The organism is Chryseobacterium sp. PCH239, assembly GCF_018924625.1.
Lineage (GTDB): Bacteria > Bacteroidota > Bacteroidia > Flavobacteriales > Weeksellaceae > Chryseobacterium > Chryseobacterium cucumeris.
In genome coordinates, this window is record NZ_CP073027.1 from 2,320,039 (window position 1) to 2,344,075 (window position 24,037).

20 protein-coding genes are annotated in these 24,037 nt (G+C 36.0%); 4 read left to right on the forward strand and 16 right to left on the reverse strand.

What is annotated here, in order from left to right; all coding sequences use genetic code 11:
• Positions 1 to 63 precede the first annotated feature (63 nt).
• The 10 genes from KBP46_RS10655 to KBP46_RS10700 form a co-directional block, all read right to left on the reverse strand.
• Entirely contained in the window at positions 64 to 1,452 is a 1,389-nt protein-coding gene (locus KBP46_RS10655; RefSeq protein ID WP_216445346.1) for a T9SS type A sorting domain-containing protein, read from the reverse strand.
• A gap of 152 nt (positions 1,453 to 1,604) precedes the next feature.
• The gene (locus tag KBP46_RS10660; protein WP_216445347.1) at positions 1,605 to 2,015 is read right to left on the reverse strand and encodes a nuclear transport factor 2 family protein; all 411 of its coding nucleotides are present in this window, start codon (positions 2,013 to 2,015) and stop codon (positions 1,605 to 1,607) included.
• 3 nt (positions 2,016 to 2,018) lie between these two features.
• Entirely contained in the window at positions 2,019 to 2,546 is a 528-nt protein-coding gene (locus tag KBP46_RS10665; protein WP_216445348.1) for a TetR/AcrR family transcriptional regulator, read from the reverse strand.
• 361 nt (positions 2,547 to 2,907) lie between these two features.
• Positions 2,908 to 3,879, reverse strand: a complete 972-nt coding sequence (locus KBP46_RS10670) for a TerC/Alx family metal homeostasis membrane protein (RefSeq protein ID WP_253297286.1) — start codon at positions 3,877 to 3,879, stop codon at positions 2,908 to 2,910.
• A gap of 154 nt (positions 3,880 to 4,033) precedes the next feature.
• Positions 4,034 to 4,642, reverse strand: coding sequence for a TerD family protein (locus KBP46_RS10675; RefSeq protein WP_216445350.1), 609 nt, complete (start codon positions 4,640 to 4,642; stop codon positions 4,034 to 4,036).
• A 69-nt stretch (positions 4,643 to 4,711) separates the two neighbouring features.
• Positions 4,712 to 5,659, reverse strand: a complete 948-nt coding sequence (locus KBP46_RS10680) for a hypothetical protein (protein ID WP_123278923.1) — start codon at positions 5,657 to 5,659, stop codon at positions 4,712 to 4,714.
• A gap of 16 nt (positions 5,660 to 5,675) precedes the next feature.
• The gene (locus KBP46_RS10685; protein ID WP_184935585.1) at positions 5,676 to 6,851 is read right to left on the reverse strand and encodes a toxic anion resistance protein; all 1,176 of its coding nucleotides are present in this window, start codon (positions 6,849 to 6,851) and stop codon (positions 5,676 to 5,678) included.
• 2 nt (positions 6,852 to 6,853) lie between these two features.
• Positions 6,854 to 7,411 (reverse strand): TerD family protein, encoded by a 558-nt coding sequence (locus KBP46_RS10690; protein ID WP_062675525.1) that lies wholly within the window; start codon positions 7,409 to 7,411, stop codon positions 6,854 to 6,856.
• Positions 7,401 to 8,225: a phosphoribosyltransferase family protein gene (locus KBP46_RS10695; protein ID WP_062675526.1), complete on the reverse strand. Its 825-nt coding sequence runs from the start codon at positions 8,223 to 8,225 to the stop codon at positions 7,401 to 7,403. Before KBP46_RS10695 ends, KBP46_RS10690 begins: the two co-directional genes overlap by 11 nt.
• Before the next feature lie 8 nt (positions 8,226 to 8,233).
• Entirely contained in the window at positions 8,234 to 8,902 is a 669-nt protein-coding gene (locus KBP46_RS10700) for an HAD family hydrolase (protein WP_062675527.1), read from the reverse strand.
• A 614-nt stretch (positions 8,903 to 9,516) separates the two neighbouring features.
• Between KBP46_RS10700 and fusA the strand changes: the two genes are divergently transcribed.
• Positions 9,517 to 11,583, forward strand: a complete 2,067-nt coding sequence (gene fusA, locus KBP46_RS10705) for an elongation factor G (protein WP_253297266.1) — start codon at positions 9,517 to 9,519, stop codon at positions 11,581 to 11,583.
• Between the two features lie 347 nt (positions 11,584 to 11,930).
• On the opposite strand, the gene KBP46_RS10710 is transcribed toward fusA, so the two are convergent.
• Positions 11,931 to 13,469 carry a SulP family inorganic anion transporter gene (locus KBP46_RS10710; RefSeq protein ID WP_123278927.1) on the reverse strand — a complete coding sequence of 513 codons (1,539 nt, stop codon included), beginning with the start codon at positions 13,467 to 13,469 and terminating at the stop codon, positions 11,931 to 11,933.
• Between the two features lie 618 nt (positions 13,470 to 14,087).
• On the opposite strand from KBP46_RS10710, the gene KBP46_RS10715 reads away from it, so the two are divergent.
• Positions 14,088 to 14,513 carry a transposase gene (locus tag KBP46_RS10715; RefSeq protein WP_216445351.1) on the forward strand — a complete coding sequence of 142 codons (426 nt, stop codon included), beginning with the start codon at positions 14,088 to 14,090 and terminating at the stop codon, positions 14,511 to 14,513.
• Between the two features lie 14 nt (positions 14,514 to 14,527).
• A complete protein-coding gene (locus KBP46_RS10720; RefSeq protein ID WP_216445352.1) occupies positions 14,528 to 14,866 on the forward strand; it encodes a helix-turn-helix domain-containing protein in 339 nt (112 codons plus the stop codon).
• 1,308 nt (positions 14,867 to 16,174) lie between these two features.
• On the opposite strand, the gene KBP46_RS10725 is transcribed toward KBP46_RS10720, so the two are convergent.
• From KBP46_RS10725 to KBP46_RS10735, 3 genes are all read right to left on the reverse strand, one after another.
• Positions 16,175 to 16,396 (reverse strand): hypothetical protein, encoded by a 222-nt coding sequence (locus KBP46_RS10725; protein ID WP_062675530.1) that lies wholly within the window; start codon positions 16,394 to 16,396, stop codon positions 16,175 to 16,177.
• A 334-nt stretch (positions 16,397 to 16,730) separates the two neighbouring features.
• On the reverse strand, positions 16,731 to 17,273 hold the full coding sequence (locus KBP46_RS10730) for a DUF6584 family protein (protein WP_062675531.1): 543 nt from the start codon (positions 17,271 to 17,273) through the stop codon (positions 16,731 to 16,733).
• Positions 17,274 to 17,523: 250 nt separating this feature from the next.
• Complete coding sequence (locus KBP46_RS10735) at positions 17,524 to 19,041, reverse strand: TROVE domain-containing protein (RefSeq protein ID WP_216445353.1); 1,518 nt, start codon at positions 19,039 to 19,041, stop codon at positions 17,524 to 17,526.
• Positions 19,042 to 19,437: 396 nt separating this feature from the next.
• Between KBP46_RS10735 and KBP46_RS10740 the strand changes: the two genes are divergently transcribed.
• The gene (locus tag KBP46_RS10740; RefSeq protein WP_120233412.1) at positions 19,438 to 19,890 is read left to right on the forward strand and encodes a VOC family protein; all 453 of its coding nucleotides are present in this window, start codon (positions 19,438 to 19,440) and stop codon (positions 19,888 to 19,890) included.
• An 83-nt stretch (positions 19,891 to 19,973) separates the two neighbouring features.
• On the opposite strand, the gene KBP46_RS10745 is transcribed toward KBP46_RS10740, so the two are convergent.
• Entirely contained in the window at positions 19,974 to 21,317 is a 1,344-nt protein-coding gene (locus KBP46_RS10745) for an SWIM zinc finger domain-containing protein (RefSeq protein WP_216445354.1), read from the reverse strand.
• A 3-nt stretch (positions 21,318 to 21,320) separates the two neighbouring features.
• Positions 21,321 to 24,017: a DUF6493 family protein gene (locus tag KBP46_RS10750; protein ID WP_062675535.1), complete on the reverse strand. Its 2,697-nt coding sequence runs from the start codon at positions 24,015 to 24,017 to the stop codon at positions 21,321 to 21,323.
• Positions 24,018 to 24,037 lie beyond the last annotated feature (20 nt).

Consider the following 24,037-nt stretch of genomic DNA (forward strand, 5'->3'; position numbering starts at 1 on the left):
TTAAAATAAAAAAGGAACAGTGCTTTGACTATTCCTTTTCTACTATTTATAAATTATTACTTTTCAGTTTTTAATTAATTTTCTGATAATTAATTTACCTTCAGTATCTTCTATTTTAACCCAATATACACCTTGTGGCAATGACTGCACATTAATGATATTACTGTTAATATAGGAACCGATTAATCTTCCTTCTTCATTATAAATTTTTACTGTTTTAATTCCTGATAGATTTTTAACTGTAAATGAAGTCTTTGCCGGATTTGGGTACAATGTTATTTCATAGTTTTTTATATTATTTTCAACCACTTGTAAGGTCATAGTTGCAGGACAGTTTACAGCTACAGGCGAAAGCTTATATACATCAGTACCATCTCCAAGCTGTCCAGAAGAATTATAACCCCAACTCCAAAGTGATCCATCTGTTTTTAAGGCCAAAGTATGATAAGCTCCACCAGCCGCTATTTTCCAATCTGTAGCTGCAGTAATTTGAAAAGGAACATGTTTATTTACTATTGTACCGTCACCAAGCTGGCCAGAATCATTATTACCCCATAACCAAAGTGTTCCATCTGTCTTTATTGCTAATGAATGATTAACTCCCGCAGCAATACTTTTCCAATTTGTATCAGTACCTATCTGAACCGGAACATTCTTATTTGTAACAGAGCCATCCCCTATCTGACCATAGGTATTATATCCCCATGCCCAGAGTGTTCCGTCTGTTTTAATGGCTAAATTATGATTTCCACCTACTGCAATACTCTTCCACTCAGACGATGTACCAATTTGAACAGGGCTGGTTCTAACTGTATTAGTACCATCTCCAAGCTGCCCTTGAAAATTAGCACCCCAAGCCCAAAGAGTACCATTCGTTTTTAAAGCAATAGTATAAAATGTTCCTGCAATAGCGTTAGACCAATTAGTGTCTGTTCCTATCTGAACATAAAAATACCTGTCAGTTATAGTGCCATCTCCCAATTCTCCATAAGTATTATCACCCCTAGCCCATAATGTGCCATTTCCTTTTATTATCAAGGAATGTGCGCCTCCAGGTGATATACTTTTAAAACCGCCAACATCACCCAGCTCTACGGGACTCATTTTATGGTCTCCCATATTTCCGCCTAACTGTGCATAACTATTGCTTCCCCATCCCCAAAGTACATCATTTGATTGTATTCCCAGAACATGATCTGCATTTGTAGTTGAATTAATATTTTTCCATCCTGCACCATTTCCTAATTGAATGGGGTTTGATTTGTTAACGTTTGTTCCATCTCCTAACTGCCCATACATATTATTTCCCCATGTCCAGATTGTTCCGTCATTTTTTAGGCCGGCAGAGTTCCATCTGCCTGTAGAGATTTCCTTCCAACATTGGGAAAAAGCAAAAAAAGGCATAAGTAAAAAAAGTAAGAATACTTTTTCGATTGATCGAATTTTTCTCATTTGTATTTAAGTTTATATCCGAATTTCATTTCTAATGAAAGTAAAACTCAGATGAGTTATTAATTTATAGTATCGAATAATTTTTAACAAATATAAAACAAGAAAATGAATTTTTACATATAAAAAGACTGTCATTACAACAGCGTTTTAAATCAAAATTTACGATCTTCTTCTTTGATAGCCAGATCATTGATACTGGCATATCTTTTTGCCATGAGCCCGTTCTCATCGAACTCCCAGTTTTCATTCCCATAAGCCCTGAACCATTTCCCTTCCTTGGTTTGGTACTCATATTCAAAACGAACGGCAATGCGGTTATCCGTATGTGCCCAATATTCTTTCTTAAGCTTATAATGAAGTTCTTTTTCCCATTTATTCTGAAGAAATAGTACAATCTCTTCTCTCCCATTCACAAAGGTATCTCTGTTTCTCCATTCGCTATCGATGGTATATGCTTTGGAAACCTTTTCAGGATCCTGACTGTTCCAGGCATCTTCTGCGAGTTGAATTTTTTCCAGGGCCGTTTCAAGAGTGAAAGGCGGAAGCGGATGTTTCTGTTCCATAACTTATTGTATTAAATTGGTCACTATTTTTTTTGATTTTTCAATTAATTCATTGGATTTGAAAAGCTGGCTTTCTATGATACTGCTTTCAAAAAGCATGTAGATATGATCGGAAAGTTCATCATCATTCAGCAATTCTAAAAAAAAGTTTCTAAGATCTGCTTTATGAGACTGAATAACGCTCAGTATTTTAGTATTATCCATGGGGATTTCCGACAGAATATTCAGAAAGCTGCAACCTCTGAAGTTTTCCTTTTCATTCATATACACCAGAAAATCAAAAGCACTGATGATTTTAGACTGTAAGCCATTTCCTTTTGCTATAAATTGATTGAGTTCATTGAACCAATACTCATGTCTCACCTTCAGAAATTCTACACACAGATCTTCTTTGGATTTAAAATATTGATAGAAGCTCGCCTTGGCAACTTCAGCTTCGGAAATAATCTGATTGATTCCGGTAGAATTATACCCTTGTTTAGCAAACAATTCAAAGGTCTTTTCTACAATTCTTTCTCTTGGAGATTTCATATGCTTTTCTTTTCCGGAACAAATGTATGAAAAAAAATTACATACAGACCAGTCTGTCTGTTTTTATTTTTAATTTTTTTTTGAGAATTTTTGAAAGCGCAAAGGCGATAAATTTTTATAGATTTAACATATTTAAGGCGCAAAGATTTTATCTCCGATAAAACTTAATAATGCTAAGAAAGGCTTTGAATGAAACCGGTAATTGCGCAGTAATCTTGCTGAAAATCTTCGATTTTCTTGTGTCTTAAAAGCAGCATAATTTTTATCTTCTTTGCGCCTTTGCGTTGTCCAACTAAGAATATGAATAGAAAAAGCCTCCAGAAATAGATTCCAGAGGCTTAATAGTATATTTTAAATAGGATTACTCTTCCAGTTCTTCTTTCTTCTCTTCTTCTTTTTCAGGGAAGATGATGGATAAAAGAACAGAGATTACCAATACTCCTCCTACGATTCCCAATGAAACCGGAGACGGAATATGAATCCATGGGGCAATAAGCATTTTAACTCCAATGAAGGACAGGATAATAGCCAATCCGTATGGAAGTTTGCTGAACATATGAATAAAGTTCGCTAACAGGAAGTATAATGATCTTAATCCTAAAATTGCAAAGATATTTGATGTATAAAGGATAAAAGGGTCATTTGAAATCGCAAAGATTGCCGGAATGGAATCTACTGCAAAAAGAACGTCCGTAAACTCGATAACACCCACTACTACTAAAAGAGGAGTTGCCATTTTGATTCCGTTCTGGATGGTGAAGAACTTATCTCCATCGTAATTGTCTGAAACTTTCCAGAAACTCTTGATTAATCTTGCTCCTGCCGTGTTGCTGTAATCTTCATCATCGTCATCATCACCGTCACCCCATGATTTGATCCCTGCATACACAAGGAATAATCCGAATAAGGTCATGACAACGTTGATTTTCACTGCTTCACCGAAGATATTCATTTCAGGAAGATACGTCAGATTGATTAATCCTACTCCTGCAAAGATAAATATAGCTCTGAAGATCAGTGCTCCGATAATTCCCCAGAAAAGAACTTTATGGTGAAGAAATTTCGGAACTTTAAAGAACCCGAAAACCAGGATAAATACAAATAAGTTATCTACAGACAAGGCTTTTTCAATCCAATAGGCAGCCTGATACTGTGTAAATTTCTCTACTGCCAAAGCATGGCTTTCAGGGCTTCCGTCGGTATTGAATACCCAATAGACCACTCCTGAAAAAACCATAGAAAGCGAGATCCATACAATAGACCAGATGGTAGCTTCTTTGGAAGAGACTTCATGACTTTTTTTATTAAATACCCCTAAGTCCAGGAGCAGCATGATAACGACTGTTACTGCAAATCCCCACACCAGACCAGGGTGCAGTTCTAAAATACTTTGATGTTCCACTTGAGTTATGTTATTATATGATAAAAGCAATAGATGCACAGAGTACAAATATTGCTATTTTATTTATCTTTTGATTGTCAATTGATTATAGATAATTCATCTGTACCGTCTGGATTGTCTGCTCCAACTTTTTATCCGCTGTAGGATCTCCGATCGCATTGAATTTCCATTCTCTGTTTCTCTTATAGAAAACACCCATTACCATGGCAACATGTCCGCTGAAAGATGCGTCATTCGCAATATCATATTTTGCAAAGACCTCTCTTACATTGGTAGGTGATCCTTCATAAATACGGATAGAAGCAAAAGGAATAGTGCCGAAATCCTGGCCTCTGTAGCTGTTCAAAACCATTGCCACATGCTCCACATTTGGTTCCAATTGGCTGAAGTCTACCGTGATTACTTCGTTATCCAATCCGTCATCTCCATTCACGTCACCGGTAAGGTCGTCTCCGCTGTGTCTTACAGATCCGTTTCTTGATTTAAGATTTCCGAAATAGATTACTTCTGTAACGTTTTTGTTTGAATCATATAAAATACAGCTTCCGTCCAAGTCTACTGCTTCTTTCTTTGTTCCGAAAAATCCTTTCTTTTCGATTGCTCCCCAGTTGATTCCTACACAAGCCTGGGAAAGCTCAGCTCCATTTTCTTTTTTAAGGTTAATTCTCTGACCTTTTTGTAAGTTGATAGCCATCTTTCTATGTTTAGTTGTTATTTACTTTTTTGCAAAAAAGGTAATCTTCTTTGCTTTTCAAATTTCGTTCTAGTTATTATTCAAATTCAAATTAAGCATTGCCCGCAGAATATTCGTTTCTTCGTCGAAGTCAAAGATTTTACTCATAATATCCATATTTTCCAGGTTTTTAATATAATCTTTCAGAACGCCTTCCACTTCAGTTGGCAAAGTACGCTTTCTTTCGTTCATACTATGTTCCAGCTGTTCATTTTTACTTCTCAGCTGATCAATAATGGAACTCTGATTAGACTGATTCTCGGAAATATCCAGCTTATCCAGTTCTTTGTCGAAAAGATACAATTTCTTTTCGTCTACACTGAAAATAAAATAATCATCAGACTGAAAGATTTTAAAAAGTTCATAATCGTGGGTTCCGATAAGGTAACCACATACGAAACGGACTTTAAACCCCTGTATATTAAGCCTTCCCAACAGTTTCCTTTCGATGGAATATTCTTTATACTGATAGGAAGGAAAAGAATCAGTTTTCAGCAGTGTTTCATCTGCCTCCGATCTGTAAAATTCCTGGGCATATTTTTTATGAAAATACAGTACATTTTCCCAATTGGCTGTAAAACGATCTTCCGTTAAGTCTTTATACACTGTTTTCAAGTGCTGGGAAAAGACACCGCTGTACATTTTCCTGTCGGTTTCAAAACTGTCTACCCTTCTTTCTTCAAAACCTGAAATATATTTACTGTTGATGTTAATTTCATTGATGACCGCCAGCATGTCATTTTCCTTCTGCTTTTTAATTTTAGTGAGAAGTTCTATAAGGCTGTCGGTATACTGCAGGTGGAAAAGTTCCAGTTTATTATAATCTAAAGCCGTATTTTCCTGGAACAGATTGTGAATAATATCCGTTTTGATGTAAATTGATATGATGTCAATATGTTCAAAAAAATTAGCGAGAAGCTTAAGCTTTGTTAATCTTCTTTTGCTCTGCGACAATATGGTTGCTGCATCATCCCCCACCTTAGTATCCTATAAATTAACCTCTGACATTTGCTTTAAGTTCATGCTCCAATGTCTGAAGATCCTGATCCAGTTTTCTTCTGTTGTCAGCTCCCTGTTTCTGGATTTGTTTCACTTCATTCAATGTATTGATCAGCATTGACGTTGTTTCTCTCAATGTTTCCACCGATACGATAGTCTGCTCGTTGGCTCTGGCAACATTCACAGAATTCTGGCCAAGACGTTCCGCATTCTTTCTTAAAATCTCTTCTGTAGTAGAAGATACTTTTTGCTGTATTTCAATATTCTGCTGCTGTCTGTACATCGCTACCGCAAGGGAAAGCTGGTTTTTCCAAACCGGAAGTGTAGTGGTAAGAATCGTCTGTGCTTTTTCAGCAATAGAAACATTGTTGTTCTGTACCAGTCTGATCTGAGGAAGTGACTGCATCATAATCACACGCACCACTTTAAGATCAGCCATTCTCCTGTCTAGCCTTGCAATGAAATCTCTTTTATCTGCAATCTGATAATCCTGATAAATCTGCGGATTCGCTTCCATCTGAGCAAGCTCGCCTGCAGCTCTTTCCATTCTGATATTACCTGCAATGACAAGCTCTTCAATCTGCTTGATAGAATTCACATTGCTTTCAAAAATAGTCTGAAGTACAGCGTTATCTTTTGTAGAGGTGATAATTCCTGCATTTACTTTATAAGAAATCTGCTCGATATTGTTGATGATCTTATCGTATTTTGCAAAAAGATTTTCCACCTGAGTCATTACCTTTTTCATGAATGGCAATTTGCTCAGGAAACTTTTCACTTTATTTCCGTTAAGTTCTTCTACGTCTACATAGTTAAGCTCTACCAAAAGATCGTTGATAAGCCCACCAACTTCTCCTGAGTTTGATCTTCTTACATTTCCTAAGAAACTGTCACTCTGGTTGGTTAATGTTTTCTGAAGCTCTGCCCCGAAATTCACGATGGAACCTGGGTTGGTCTCGTCAATAGAGTTCGCAAGAACTTCATATTTCCGACGTTCTTCTGACTGCAGCTGTGTCAGATTTACATTTCCCTCTCTGTCCACAAGAACTGCCGGCGCCGCATTCTGAGCGGGCTGAACCGGAGTTTGGGGAACCATTGGAGTCGGTTCAAAGGTTTTAAGGGGTTCTATTGATCCTAGCGGATCTATGGGTTGATTTTCCTGATTGTCCATGATTACTTCTGATAAATTGATACAAATTTCTCAAGGCCGTCTCTCTGTCCTGCACCTACAGCCTCAAATTTCCATTCTCCGTTTCTGTTGTAGATTCTTCCGAATTCTACAGCGGTTTCGATTGAGAAATCTTCGTCTAATTCGTATTTTAAGATCTCTTCATTCGTATCTGAATTAAAAATTCTGATGAAAGAATTTCTTACCTGTCCAAAGTTTTGCTTTCTTGAATCAGCCTCGTGAATCGTTACGACTACTGTAATTTCTTTGATAGCACTGTCAATTTTAGTAAGATCAATTTTGATCTGCTCATCGTCACCCGATCCTTCTCCTGTAAGGTTATCACCCGTGTGGATTACAGATTTGTCCGGAGACTCAAGATTGTTATAGAAAATAAAGTGATTATCTGAAACTAATTTTTTGTCGTCCCCAAGCAAAAACAAAGACGCATCAAGGTCGAAAGCGGTTCCTGTAGAAGTATTATTGATATCCCATCCTAAACCTACAGTAAATTTAGGTGCGTTAATGTTTTCTCTTTGTCCTTTTTGTAAGTTAATAGCCATAATATAATTCCGTTTGTGTTAAAGTATTGATGTTATTTTCGTATTCTTTTATTAAATGATAATTGTTACTGATCGCCAGCTCCAAAAGCAGGTCCATCTGTTCCTTTTTTACTTGAGACGTAAGATAATCAAAATTACTTGAATCCAGGCCTAAAATATATTTGACAATCCTTGTATTGAACTGAAAACTTTCTTTATTCATCACTTCTGCAACATGATTTACATTTTTTACAGCATAGTAGTTGAAAAAGTTTTCAATTTTCGGGTCAAGGTCAAAATTCATCAGTTCTGCATAATACAGGAACATAAAGTCAGCCTCCACGTTATATTCATTCAGGATTCTGTTGACAGTATATTCATGACTTCCCGTGATTTTTATATCGTCTATAAAAATACAAAGTTTTCCTCTCAAAAAGTCCTTATCGATATAATAAGTGTCATTGGCGATCAGATTTTTGCGGTCTTCAAAATTGAGATTCCCGTAATCTGTGATGTATGTATGGTTTCTGTTGATTTTAGATAAAATACTTGACTTTTTTCCTTTTTGAAACAGATAAAAATCCAGGTGTTTTTTAAAGTAAAAACATAAAAAGTTGGATGCAGTAGGAATCGCCATATAGGGGCTTGGAAGCACTACAATCTCTTTATCTGTACTTAAAAGTTCTTCATTTTCGGAAATAAATCCGTCGAATAATTCTCTTGCGAATTTTTCAGCATACGACTTATCGCCATACTTGAAAAAGCTGTATTCTGCAGGTGAGAAAGTAAACTCATCTGCCGAATGAATGTGGTGTAAGCTGTATCTTTTGTTCATGTTTATTTTTAGTGTTTAAGTAAATGGGCACTGAAACCAAAGTTCTTTGCTCCCTGATAATCTGCCACCGGATTGTCTCCGATATGCAGAATCTGGTGCATGGGCAAATCCTGATCTTTGATCTTATTCTTCACTTCCTGAAAAATAAGCGGGTTAGGTTTGGAACAGTTGATTTCATCAGAATAGATATGGAAGTCTATGTACTGATCCAGGTTTTCATGAATCAGGAATTTCCTCATTGTTTTCCCTTTGATAAATCCAGTGTTGCTTAGAATATTTATGGTCTTTCCCTGATTTTTAATATCCTCAAAAAAATCGTGAATATTTTCAAAAATCACCACCGGCTTGTATTCCAGAAACAATTCTTCACTCTTGTTGTAAAACTCATTAAGTTTTTCCTTATTAATAAGTTTTACGTCTACATCCAAAGCCCCCAAAATCATCAGATAAATTTCAAAAGTATCAATATTCCCCCCTGTCACCTCATTGATGGTATTACAAAGATCATCGTAATATTTTACGGTTTTCGCAACCTCATCTATCGGCTTATCTACGTTAAAAAATGAGGAGAACAGCTCAACTCTTTTTGCTTTAAATTCAGGATGAGATTTGATTAAAGTGAGCCACAGATCAAAGGAAAAATGACAGTGGTTATGGATGTCGATATCTGTTTTCAATAGGTTTTAAGTTAAAAGTTTTTATTTAGCTTCTTGAAAAAGATTTAAAATTTTTTAATCATCAAAAAGTGTCTACAATACTATTCTTCCCAAAGATAAAATATTTATCATAAAAGCATTACGTTCAAGTTCTGTTTTAAGATATTTTTATGAAAATCCAAGGTTTTGAAAGGTTCACAGAAGATGATTGATGAAGCGTTTTAAAAAAATATTTTCAAAAATTCTTTGGAAATCAAAAAAAAATTATAATTTCGCAACCGATTAAAAATCAACAATGTCAACAAAAATGATAAATATTATAACGTTAAGCAATCCTGTCAGAGCTGTGTTCTTTGGCAGCACTGAATATTTATCTGAATAGTTCTATAGATCTTTTATACCCAAAAATATATTGAAGACCTGTCTATTCGGATAGGTCTTTTTTGCTGCCCTGATTTCAGACTTTAACAATTCAAACAACTTCTGCTGTTTGTTAAGATCTCTGAAAATTTTCCTTTGATACGAAATACGAAAATGTTTTACCGGCTTTATAAGACCGGAGTGTATTTTGTGTTTATTTTTTTCAGAACCTTTTCCAAACACAGATCTAAAAATCAACAATTTAAATTAAAAAAATGAAATACAACACACGAAATATAGGGATTATAGCACACGTAGATGCAGGAAAAACTACTTTATCCGAAAGACTTCTGTATTACACAGGACTTATTCACAAAATCGGCAATGTAGATGACGGAAATACCACCATGGATAAAGACATACAGGAAAGAAACAGAGGAATTACCATTTCATCCGCTGCAGTTTCTACCCAATGGAAAAAAGACGATAAAGTTTATAACATCAACATTATTGATACGCCTGGACACATTGATTTCGCAGTGGAAGTGGAACGTTCTCTAAGAGTTCTTGACAGCGTTGTTGCAGTTTTCTGTGCTTCATCAGGAGTTCAGCCACAGACTGAAAATGTTTGGTTCCAGGCTGAAAAACATGGAACATCCAAAATCTGTTTCATCAATAAAATGGACAGAATGGGTGCAGACTTCTTTGCTGTTCTTAATGAAATAAAAACCAAGCTGAATTCTGTTCCATTGGCCATTCAGATTCCGATTGGAGCTGAAAACGATTTTGAAGGCGTTATTGATCTTATTAAAATGAAAGCCTTATACTGGACAGATGAAAATGGAGAAACCATCATGGAAAAGGAAATTCCTGCTGCTTCTATGACAGAAGCCCATGAATACAGAATTAAATTAATGGAAACTCTTGCAGAGAATGATGAGATGTTCTTTGAAATTTTTATGGATACTGAACAGATTGCCACTGTTGAAATGATTTCAGAAGCTATACAAAGAGTCTGCAGATCCGGATCAGCTGTTCCTGTTTTATGTGGTTCAGCCTTTAAAAATAAGGGAATCCAGCCTCTTCTTGATGCTGTGGTTACTTATCTGCCTGCTCCAGATCAGCTTGCTGACCTGCAGGGAAGAGATCCACATACAGATGAAACGGTAACACTGGAAAGAAATGAGGAAGCTGCTTTTTCAGGACTCGTTTTCAAAGTGATAATTGATAAACATATGGGAAGACTGGCTATGCTTCGTGTCTATTCCGGAAAAATCAAATCCGGAGATACGATACTGAATGTAAGAACGGGTGAAAGCTTCAGGATTTCGAGAATTTTACAGATGCAGTCTGATAAAACATTATCAATGGATGAAGCTAAAGCAGGAGATATTGTTGCTTTGACAGGAATAAAAGATGCCAAAACCGGTGATTCTCTATCTTCTCTTGAAAAGCCGATATTACTGGAAGCCATTACCATTCCTACTCCTGTGATCAGAGTTGCTATCGAGCCGAAAACCAATGGTGATGAGAAGTCTTTCGGTTTGGTATTGGCCAAAATACAGGAAGAAGATCCTTCTTTGGTGGTTGAAAGAGACCCGCAGACCGGAGAAACTTTATTAAGCGGCTTGGGAGAACTTCATTTGGAGGTTACATTGGAAAAAATCCGTCTGAATCATGGTATTGAAATCAATCAGGGGAAACCTAAAGTTTCTTATCGTGAGATCTTAACGGAAACCAAAGTTCACCGAGAAAAACTTTCCAAACAAAACGGCGGAAGCGGTCAGTTTGCTGATATCACTTTTGAAATCGGACCAGGAAATGATCATGAAAATGGATTTGAGTTTGTTAATATGATCAAAGGTGGAGTTATTCCGACTGAATTTATTCCTTCTGTTGAAAAAGGTTTCAGAGAAGCTATGGAACATGGCCCATTAAAAGGATATCCTCTGGAAAACATGAAGGTGACTCTTCTGGATGGTTCTTTCCACGCTCAGGATTCTGTAGCATTTGATTTCGAAATTGCAGCAAGAGAAGGATTCAAAGCAGCGGCAAAAGGATGTCATCCTAAATTGATGGAACCTGTTATGCAGGTAGAAATCCAAAGTATTGAGGAGTACACGGGAGCTGTCACTGCGGATATCAACAGAAGAAGAGGGATTATCACTTCTATTGACGAAAAATCAGGAAGAAAGATTTTTGCAGCGGAAGTTCCGTTAGCTTCAACTTTCGGATATATTTCTGACCTGAGAACACTGACAAGCGGAAGAGCTTCTATCAGCATGAAATTATCACACTATGCTTTAGTGCCAGATTTTATTGCAAACACATTAATAACCTAAACAAGCAAGGACTGTAGATTTTTTCTTACAGTCCTTGTCTTGTTTGTGAATGGTCATTGTCAATTCGCTGCGATTGTCAATTTTTCTATTCTGAAAAAATTCACCATCCACTTGCGAAGCAAAATTCACTCATTGACTATGAAATTGTGAATAGTCAATCGTCAATCCGCTGCGCTTGTCAATTTTTTTTTACTATAAAAATTCACCATTCACTTGCGAAGTAAAATTCACTTATTGACTATGAAATTGTGAATGATCAATTGTCAATTCGATGTGCTTTCAATTTTTCTATTCTGAAAAAATTCACTTTTCACTTGCGAAGCAAAATTCACTCATTGACTCCTTTCCTATTTTTCCGGCATCACCTTATATGTAGGATCATCCTGAATATTAACTTCCACTACAGCCTCTGCATTTTTAAGTATTTTTCTGCAGTCTTCGCTGAGATGGCGCAGATGCAAGGTTTTGTGATATTGTTTATAACGTTTGGATAATTTGTCCAGCGCATCAATAGCACTCATATCTACAATACGGCTTTCTTTAAAATCAATAACCACCTGATCCGGATCATTCACAGGATCAAATTTATCCGTAAACGCTGTTACTGAACCAAAAAACAAAGGTCCATATATTTCATAGTACTTCACCCCATTTTCATCTACATATTTTCTTGCTCTGATTCGTTTAGCATTATCCCAGGCAAAAACCAATGCCGAAATGATCACTCCAATCAAAACCGCCAAAGCCAGATTGTGTAAAACCACAGTGATTAGAGCTACAGTTACTCCAACAAAAATATCGGATTTCGGCATTTTATTCACAATCCTGATGGATACCCACTGGAAGGTACTGATCGCAACCATCATCATCACTCCTACCAGAGCCGCCATAGGAATTTTCTCTATTACAGGTGCTCCACACAGAATAATAATTAAAATTAAGAGTGATGCAATAATCCCGGATAATCTGGCTCTGGAACCAGCGTTGAGATTCACCAGTGTTTGTGCTACCATTGCACAACCTCCCATTCCGCCAAAGAAACCATTAGTAATATTAGCCAATCCCTGAGCTACGGATTCTTTATTGGCACTTCCTTTTGTATTTGTAATTTCATCCACCATAGATAATGTCAGAAGAGATTCAATAAGACCTACTCCAGCCATAATTAAGGCATAAGGAAAAATAATTTGTAACGTTTCCAGAGAAAAAGGAATCTGTGGGATATGGAAACTCGGAAGATTTCCACTGATATGGGCGATATCTGCTACCGTTTTTGTTGGAATATTAAATCCGAGAACCACAGCAAAGACAATGATAATAGCCACAAGAGAGGCAGGAACAACTTTTGTGATTTTTGGAAAAAAATAAACAATGGTAATTGTAAGAGCTGTTAAGCCAGCCATAATGTATAAAGGCATTCCCTGCAACCAATTTACCGCACCACTACTATCTGTTATTTTAAACTGCTCTACCTGGGCCATGAAAATAATAATAGCCAACCCGTTCAGGAATCCGTACATAACAGGTTGCGGAATCAGTCTTACAAATTTGCCCAGTTTAAAAATACCTACCATCATCTGAAGGATTCCGGCAAGTGCTACAGTGGCAAAAAGATATTCAATCCCATGGGATTGAATAAGAGCAATCAACACAACAATCGTTGCTCCTGCTCCACCAGAAACCATTCCCGGACGACCTCCCAAAACAGCTGTTACAAGTCCCATCATAAAAGCTGCATAAAGACCGATAAGCGGAGAAAGACCAGCCAGAATAGCAAATGAAAGAGATTCGGGAATCATTGTCATCGCTACCGTAAAGCCAGCCAGCAGTTCATTTTTATAATTGATTTTTTTCGAAAAATCGAATAAGCTAATAGTATTTTTCATTCATTGACAAAGGTATGGACTGTCAGGATGGTATACAATTTTTTCTTTTTATCATTTTTTCATGAACCCATCTGTTAATTTGAATAATTCACACATCAGTTCTTATAATATGTTAATTTTAATTAAAATAAACACATAAGGTATAATTTTTATATTTATGATTGTTTTTACTTCTTATTTTTGTCTACATTTGAAAGCGAATAAGCAATTATTTGGTACTAATTAAAAATTCAACGAGTAAAAAGCTGTTTATCAATCTATCGCAGCTTTAACTCATAGAATTGTATAAAACCTTAATAGGTTATATATTATTTCACACAAATGGCAGGAAAAGAAGTTTGAAAGAGAAGAAGAGAAGACCATTGAAAATAAAGAATATAATCCAAGTACATTAAGGTGATCCCTACCCACCTGTTTTTAAGATATTTGGCAAAATTCAAATCTATTTTATAAGATTCATCGTCTTATGAAAGCTATTTTAATATTCTTAATCATAATTTCTATTCTTTATCAATTTCAAATTTTTGTGAATTATTCCCTGCCAAGTAAGATAATATATATCACCTATTCTCGTTTTTTTATATATAAGTTTAAACAAAAGAACAATATTTAGTAAAAATGTTATATAAAGAAATCCATATTGGGAAATTTATTAAGGAAAGAGTTGATGAAAATGAAATTACAGTAGAGAGGATATGTAAATTTTTAAGTAAAGATGAAGAGGCTGTCGAAATGATGTATGACAGCAGATCAATGGATACGGATCTTCTTTTAAGATGGAGCAAATTGCTGGAATATGATTTTTTCAGACTTTACAGCTCGCATTTGATTTTATACGCACCTCCATCGGCAGTTAACAAAAACCAGCAGAAGTCCGAAAAAACACCTTATTTCAGGAAAAATATTTATACACAGGAAATTAAAGATTTTATAATGAAAAGAATTCTTTCCGGTGAAATGACGCAAAGTGAAGTCATTAAAGAATATTCTATTCCGAAAAGTACGCTTCACAGATGGCTTCAGAAGAGTGATAATGCCAACTGATAAAGAAATAAAACATGCGCCCAAATTACAAAAGAATTTATCAGGATATGCTAAAGATGGAATATCCTGAAAAGCTAAAAGATCCGAAAATCAAAGAACTTCTTGAAAAGCTTCACACCAGTGATGATGTACTTAAGTTCAATGAAAAACTGTTCAAGCAATCCAGAGAAAATCAAAAACTCAAAACCTATGACAAACAGACTATGCTAAAACTGCTTCAGTATCAAAAAAAACATGGTCATTCTACAAGTTATATGTCACGAAAATATAAAATAAGCCGAACAACGCTTTCAAAATGGAAAGGAATGTTTGAAGAAGAGCTTGAAAATACAATGAAAAATGCCGGTAAGTAATCTACCGGCATTTTTTTAAGGTAATAATAAGGAAAAAACCGGGCTGTCGTTTGCCGGAGTCGAACCGGATAACCTTGCCGGAGTGATCGGCTTCGCTATTCCTCCCATAGTTGTGTTACGATGAATTTTTTCCTAACGACACTTCAAAATAATAATATAAAGAAGCTGGAAGTGGGCAGAAGAAAGGGGTAAAGTCTGAAAAAATCATCTGACTTTATAGAAAATTATATACAAAGATATCTTTCAACGTCCCACTTCCGGCTTCTTATATATTTTAAAAACAAAGGCAACAGGTGAATAATGCAGTCGTGCTCTAACCAGCTGAGCTACTCTTCCTATTTAGACTGTGTTTTTTATTGTGGAAGAGACGGGATTCGAACCCGTGACCCCGTCGTGATGAGCGAAGTAACATTTTTCTACGGCACTTGTTTGTTTTTAAAATAAAAAAGAGGCAAGATTCGAAAAGACTTGTACAAGATCACTTTCATGATCTTCTGGAGTCGAACAAAATTAAACCGAAGTAGGTCTTTTCTACGGCACTCTTTTACAAATCAAGGTAATATTTTTCAGAATCTTCCGTGCATTTGCTCTACCTGCTGAGCTACCTCTCCTTTTCGAGGGAGAAGGCAGGATTCGAACCTGCGACCCAATGTTTACTCAATCTCGAAGTATGATTCTAAGACGACACTTGATTTTAATTATTTATAGTTATTAGTTTTCTTTTTACAAAAGTATATTCTTATTGCGCATTCTATTTACGTAGTATAATTTTTATTTACCTATTTGTTCGTTTTGCCTTGAAGCAAAAGAACTAAAAATTCAAGACCTGGAAACTACGGCTAAAAATAACCTACACTCTCTAAAAATTCTAAAACTTGCGCGAATGTAATGTAACTTCTTCGTTTCAATTTCTGTGTAGCGCTTCAAACAATAGAATTTTCTTAACGTTCGCATAGCTTATTTTCTTAACGCCTCCGTTTCCTATGTCACATTTCCATAGTTATCATTGGTGGAAATTTCAACCTTTTATTATTATTTTTCATTGATGTGATTTAAATAAAAGAGGCAAGATTCAAAAAGACTTTTACAAGATCATTTTCATGATCTGTTATGGAGTCGAACCAATATTATACCGAAGTAAGCCTTCTCTACGGCACTCTTTTATAGCATCAGGGTAAAAGCGGCTGAATCTTTTCTATACCATCTACTCTGCCATTTGAGCTACATTCCGTTTACAACAGGAATGGCAGGAATTGAACCTGCATCTGACGGGGGACTCGAAGTATGATTCCAAAACGACACCTGATTTTAATTTTTCCATTGGGTTTTTCTGTATTTCTTCCAGTTTCGCTGGAACTTTGTATACCTTGCATTCACCACTTCAAAACCATGTGGAAAACAATATGAACAACCCATATCATTTCCGTACATCAATCTTGAGATCTGTACGCCTGAAACTTTCTTTGGAAAGTCAATTAATCCATATTCATTAAATCCGAATTTCTGTCTTAACGTTTTAGCTTTTTTCATAAGTATTGAGTATTAACCTCAATACACTGCTTCTTTTAGATCTAGTTTATAATTATTCATAGTTATTAGTTTTCTTTCTACAAAATTATATTCTTACTGCGAATTCTACTTACGTAGTTTTTTTATTAAAAACCAAGCAATGAATGATAAGAGTAGTTGATGTTCAATTGGAAGTTGACGATGAAACTCTTATTAACGGCATTGGTTAGCTACCGGGCAATCTGGTGAAAGACTCTGTCAGTTTGGAATCGAAGGAGGTCTTTCTAACGGCACCAGTATTATTAACACTGCAAAATTATATTGTGAGTACGCAATCTATTTACGTAGTTGATTTTTATTGAGAAAATAATGATGAAATAATTTCAAAAAGTTTAAAAACCCCTAAAATCGGAAGTAAAATAATGAATCCGATCAATAAAAAGATTCCTATTTTACTTAAAAAATCTGTTTTGTTTTCTGAATAACTGCCTTTCTCTCTTGTTTTGACTTTGAAAACAGGAATCTGTTTTGTGATTTTAAGACTATGTTGTTCAAGTTCAGTGATTACTTTCAATGCATATTCATCAAGCAGTTTTTTATCTCCTCTGAAAACAATATCTTTTAAAATGGCATTTCCTGAATTGCTTAAAGACTTTCTGTAAATCTCTACTGCATTTTCCATTTTATTATTCTCTGGTTTAGAAAGGATCCAAAATTTACCTGCTTCATCAAGAAATCCTGCTTCAAAATAAATCTGTCCTAATCTTCTTCTTAGGGAAAGGTCATTAGGAAACTGATTAATCATATTTCTTAATCTGTCGCATGCTTTTTTCTTTCTGCCATCTTTAAGATCCTGCTTAATTTTATGCATTAAATTTCCCATACTTTTATTTTTCATGTAAATATTTGTTCGTTTTGCCTTGAAGCAAAAGAACCAAAAGTTCAATACCTGGAAACTTTGGCTAAAAATAACCAACACTCTCTAAAAATTCTAAAACTTGCGCGAATGTAATGTAACTTCTTCGTTTCAATTTCTGTGTCGCGCTTCAAACAATAGAATTTTCTTAACGTTCGCATAGCTTATTTTCTTAACGCCTCCGTTTCCTATGTCGCATTTCCATAGGTTTTATTTTTAAAAGCAGTGCCTGTTACAGCACTACTTTCTGAATCATTTTTACTGCAGACTTTTTGTCTTCCAACGCGTTCAGTACATCGAAAATTTTGTCTGACCAACCTGCAATAAGATGTACATCATCCTTCCTGATATCAAGCGGCTGTGTTCCATAACCTGCAAGGTCAAAAATATACAGCTTTGCATGAGGCGCGATGGCTTTGTACTTTTTCCACACGTCTTCGAAAGAGTTTCTGTTTCCTGTGCTATCCCACATCTGGGTATCAGTGAAAAGCATTACTTTATCCACCTGCTCTTTTCTTTTGATAAGGTCTTCCATCACCAGATAACCGTTGGTGGAATATCCTACTTCACCTTCACGTTTGTAGAAGGCATCTACATTCCTTAAAATACCATTTTTCGGCATTGGAACTCTTAGCCAACGGTCACCGAAGATACCCGTTACCACGTTTTTACACTGTGACTGGAGGATCATAGACATCAGCAAACCGATATCATACAGCAAAATTTTACTTTTGCTGGAAACTGCTTTCTGCATAGAACCTGACACGTCGGCAGCGATCACCACTGATGTCTCAAAACCAAAACCTTTGATGTTTCTGGCACTTACCAAAACAGCATTTTCCAGAGCTTCCAGTACGGAGGACAGATAAGGAGAATCAAAGTTTTTTAATTCTCTGTAAGCCGCCAGGAATCGGAATGGGAGCTGTTTTGAATTGGTTACGGCTCTTTCATCGGAAAGGTATCTGCACACTTTGTTCATCGCATCAGACGATACGTTAGCTTCCAGAATATTCCTCAGGTTTCTCATGGTTGCCATATAGCCCAGTTTGTTGCTGAAAATTAATTCTTCCCATTTATTTTTGAAAGCCAGTTTTCTTTCTGCATCATTTGCAAATTTTGTCTGACCCAAAACTGAAAGCTCCACTTCCCACGTATAAGGAGTTTGCAGTGTATTGTTAGCAATTTTGTTGAAAACTGCCTGCTGATTTTCATCTTTAGCTTTCGGGTGAACCAGAAATAACGCATCTTTCAGGGTTACTTCTGCTTTTCTGTTATATTTTGCAAACTGGTATTCATCAAACTTATTGAATGATTTTACCAGACCTTTCTGAATCTGTTTGGACAGTTTATTCAGTTTCTTGGTATCTGTTCTTTTATTGGCAAACTGATAGTAAGCCAGCAATTCTGTAATTTCATCTGCTCTCTGAATGACTCCGTCTACTGTTTTGCTTACAAGGTCTGTACCTGAAGTCTGCTTTGCCAATTCAGTTGTCAAAACCAATGGGATAGATCTCAGATACATATCTTTTCTTGCATATACGGCCAGCTTCGCCACAAATTCGGGATCATTTTTTTTGATCAGAGACTGGATTCTTCCTAATCTGTCATTTCCTTTTTCGTAGCTGGCATCTGACAGTCCTGTTGTAACAACAGCACTATACAGTTCTTCTGCAGGTGTCATGGCATATGCTTTTGTACCTTCGTAGTTCTGTACTACTTTATTTTCTTTTTTTAAAAAATTAAATTTCATGGTTACTGTTTTTATTGTTAAACATGGGAAGGATTGATACTTCCTTTCTGATTTCTGATGCAAAGTAAAAACTGTATTACGCAATCTTTTTGCGCAGAAAATTTTTCTATGATTTTTTTATTTTTAATCTGATTCTCGCAGATTTTAAGTTTTGGTTAAAGCCGACTGAAAGGTGCTATATTTGAAAGGCGGGCTAAAACCAACTCTATTGTGTACTATATTGAAATTATTATAACACAGAAAACACAGATGCTATAGGAATAAAATTGAATTCTTCATTCATCATTTATAATTCATCATTATAAAATCCTTCTATTATTCATTTTAATTAAAGAAATCGTCTATGCGGAATTTTCAGATAAGAGTTTTCTAGCTTTGTTTTATTAAAATTAAGCTATGATTAAAGGAATATACGAGACTCATATTCAGGTGAGCAATCTGGAAAATGCAATACAGTTTTACACGGAAGTATTAGGATTAAAACTGGCTCACAAAGATGAAAACAGACCTATTGCTTTTCTATGGGCGGGAGAAGGAAAACAATTTATGCTGGGGCTTTGGGAGCAAAAGGAGAATCTTCAGACCAGACATTTTGCTTTTTCCAGCAGTAAAGAAGATATTTTGAATTATTCTGTAGAATTTCTTGAAAAAAAGGATTTAAAACCTTACAATTTTCTAAAAAACGGAACTGTAGAGCCTATGGTATTTGCATGGATGCCTGCATTGGCAATTTACTTTAATGATCCAGATGGAAATCAGCTTGAATTTATTTCTATTCTGGAGGGTGAAGGCAGACCGGAACTTGGAGTACTGAGCTATGAGGAATGGATGAAGCAGACTGGTAATTAATAAGACACTACTACAACACAGTGGCGCAAGATGTTGCGCCTTTGTGCTGCTCAACAAAATGATAAGATGAGCATCAGCAGTATTTAAACATTAACCAGTTTTTTCACTGCCAATACATGTTTACAGGGACCTCTTTCCCCCTGATATTTACTGAACCACTCACAGGTACAGCGTTCTTTTTCTTCCTGAATGATTACTGTATGATGTACACCGGTTCCTCTTACTGTGGCTTCTGTTCTTTCTTTATTATTATTCAAGATTTCTACTTTTCCGTCTTCAATCAATTTTTCCGCATTTTTTATGCGGGGATTAAGCCCGATAATCCGGCTTAATTTAAATGGAAGTCTACGATAGAAAAATTCTCTGTCATTAAGATCATAACCAAGCAATCCCATTGCAGCAAGCCTGCCTGTACTATTTTTAACATTGTCAAAACTGATGTTCTCTTCCAAGGTAAGTCTGCCAGGATTAAAAGACTGATTGGCATAGGCATATTTATCCAGCGCATCAATCCACTCATCAGGAACATCTGAAATCAGGCTATCCAACACCGCACCTTCACCTGAAAAACCTCTCCAGCATTCTCTCGATAAAGAAAAACTTAACCGGATATTTCCCATATTGAGTTGCCATGTTGTAGACTGCATATTAGCATGTGCAAAAACCTGCAAACCATCAATATAAGGAAGAAGAGGTTCTAATAGGCGTAGTCTGTGAAGTCCTCCTATACAAACAGAATCTGCAGATTTTACCGGAGAAAAAACAGGTTTATTTCCTCTCACAATTAAATAATAATCTGATTTCACCACTCCTTTGGGCATTCCTCTGAACAATTGCTGTGTCTGGATTTTATTGAATGTATGACGCTTTTCGGATTCTGATAAATACACCTGAACAGTTCCCAGTCCTTTGATCCATTTAGCAGGCAATGGTACTTTCCTTTCTATTATTTTGCTTTCCCCCTTGTATAATCCTACTTCTTTTTGCCCTACAGAAAGCATAATTTCTTCATTCGGAAGTATACTTCCCAGCGCTGTTATCATAGGTTGATTGAAATCCACATTCGTTGTTCCATTTTCAAGAAACTCTCCATCCAATCCCTCAGGAAGTACATCTATTCTTGCATACACTCCTGCACAATGAGAAAAACCTTCAAACCTTAATCTTTCATTTCCTGCTGTCACTATAGGATCTTTAAGAAGTGCCATCTGAAAAGGTGACAGGTTAAAACTGGATTTCACGATGTTTGAAAGTGTGATCAGACATCGGGCCAAAATAAAAGGCTGCCTTACATTTCCCCAGAAAAAACAGGGAATATCAGTATTTTTATCAATCTCACTGTATTTGGCAAGAAATAACTCTTCAAGTGTACCTTTCCTGACTAAAGAGGATACTCCTGAATAGCTGTAAATAAGCGTATCTTCCATGTTCTATTTTTTCAGAAGAAGATTACATATTTTTTTAAGACTCGAGTTTTCCTTCCAACTGTTTAATTTTTCAACGACTTCCTGATGTACTGAGGAATGGTTCAAAGCCAATACTTCATGGTAGATCTCCAGAATTCTTTTCAGATTGGTAACTGGCTTCTCCATTTGAAGTAAAATACTGAAAATCAATTCTTCAAGAGCTATATTGTGATTTTTACTTATATTAAGCATGTGGTGCTGTATAAGATCGGTCAATCTTTTCACTGGTGCCCATTCTAATTTTTCGTGCAGACCAATCACTCTTCCAAGTCTTGCATTATCCATCATCTGACCAGAAACATGTTCAAGCCAGATCTCAGCAGCTGTTCCACGAATGGTTTTATCACTATCCAGGAAAATAGTCCCAAGAAACAGATATCCAATTTCATCCAGAGGTTTTTTGATCTGATACAGCGTATTGGCAGTATTCAGAACAAGGCTTCTTTCAAAAACTTCTGCAATTCCTGAATAGAAAAGACAGTACTTAATTACCTTCGCCAGGGCATTTGCAGGTGTATTGGGGAAGCAAAGCATCAGCGCAGGAATTTCATTAAGTTCTTTCTGCTCAGCAACAAAATATTCCATGAATAAAGGTTCTTTTCTTTTTTCAAGATGGTATTTTGGAATCGTAATATTCAGCTCTACCGGATAGTATGAGTTTTTCTTATTGTCAATGGTTTTCCATTGATAATCTCCCGAAAAGAATTCTGCAGGAATATTATCATATCCGAAATTTTTAAATTCCTCAAAAGCCGTTTCCGGTGAGCGGGTAATTCCAGCGGTCATCCACCATGAAGGATGTATAAACTTACCTTCCGGCTTTGCATTTTCTCCAAAGAAGAAAAGTAGTAAGTCTTTATATTCACCTTTTAATCTTTTCTCTGTTTCTTCAATAGCTTTAGAAGTATCGTCTAAAGCACAACGTTGAAGGGCCAGCTGAATATCCAGATGATGAGGCTCTGCATTGTTATTCTGGTAATTCTCCAATCTCTCAACCAGCGTTACGGGAGAAATCCAGCATGGCGCATGGGTGATAGGAAACAACAAAGGAAGTTTATCACCGGATTTTATTTTTTCAACAGCATAGATGGCAATTTCCTTAAATGCCTGTCTTGCCGGGCAATCTGCCCCTACATCTTCTATAGGTCCCAATTTTTTCTGATAATTGGAGTAAGACTCTCTCGTAGCTTCCTCTTCTTTGGTTTTCTGGTATATTTTTTCCAGATTCTTTAACTGAATCGGATATTTTTCCATTAAAGCCAGCCCATAATTGATGATTGCATTGCATAATAAAACGTTCAGATAAGGAACTTCCCATTTTGCAATGGTTTTACAGGCTTTCAAAAACACAGGTTCCATCAGTTTTACAGATTCTTCATCTACATCTCCTGCAAATCTGATAAATCCAGTCAAAGCAATATCACAATGGTAGCTATAAGGATTGTCCATTGCTAAAGGCAGATAGAACATGAGATCTTCAAAGTTCTGAAGTACCTGCACTGCATTTTCATCTGAAGTCAGTAATAGTTTTTCTGATGCTATCGCCTCAAGTTCCGGCTGTTTTTCTTCAATGTACTTGACCAAAAGAGGACGTACATTGGTTAATATATTATCTGAATAATGAGAAAGCGCCACCATCATATTTTCTGAAGCCGGAATGTATTTAAGGATGATCTTCGCTGCTTTTGATTGTATCCCATCATCTTTACTGACAAATGCTGTACTTAAAGCCATCCCAAGCATATCCGGATCCATTTTCTTTCTCTGGAATATTTTTTCAGTAAGGCCCAGACTGGAAACCACTACTGTTTTTACCTCAGAGCTTAATAGATTCGGAAGATAATTTGAAAATTCTTCATTCTTAAATTCTGAAGTTCCCACAATTTTTTTCAAGTGAGATAATATTGTATTCACGGCTTTTGACTGTGAAGAAACAAGCCCTGCAAGTAGTTCATCCTGTAGATCAGATAATTCTTCTTCCGTTGGTTTTAATGAGGTAAACGCATCCATAAACCAACCCGTGACATTTTTATTAAAATTCCTGTTGGCAGCCAAAAGGCATTCTTTCAGAAATCTTTTTCTTTCAATTTTCTTATCTGCAATCAGTTTTTGAACAATAGGAAACCATTCTTTACGGAAAGGTAAAGATTTGGAAGGAAATTCACACAAATACCAAAAATGAGTATTGAGTGTTTCAGGGTGGCGGTCAAGATCTGCGGGATAATTGCTCAGATGATGTCCCAACAATTCTGGTTTGGGCTGTACATATCCTTTCTCCGTCCATCCTAAAATATCTTTATAATTAAATGCTGTAAATTCAGCTTCAACAGATTCATTGATAAAGTCTGAAAACCAATCCGGGCATCCCCATTCCAGTATCTGATCAGTCTGTTCTACATTACGGAAAAGACTCCAATAGTTTTTACCAAAATTCTTTTTGTCCATGCAGACAAATGAAGCAATATCTATGATGGAATGCTGATTCACAGATCCTGCCGTATGGTAGGAGTTTTTAGTCATTACAATTTTACTGATCTCGCGGTCCATTTTCTTTATAGACGGTACCAGTGTTTTCCTTTCTTCAATACTAAGCTCTTTTAGAAAGGGAATAATCTCATGTATTTTTTCCTCATTAAGGATCTCATAAAGTCTTTCTTTCATGGTGCTTTAATTTGATGTAT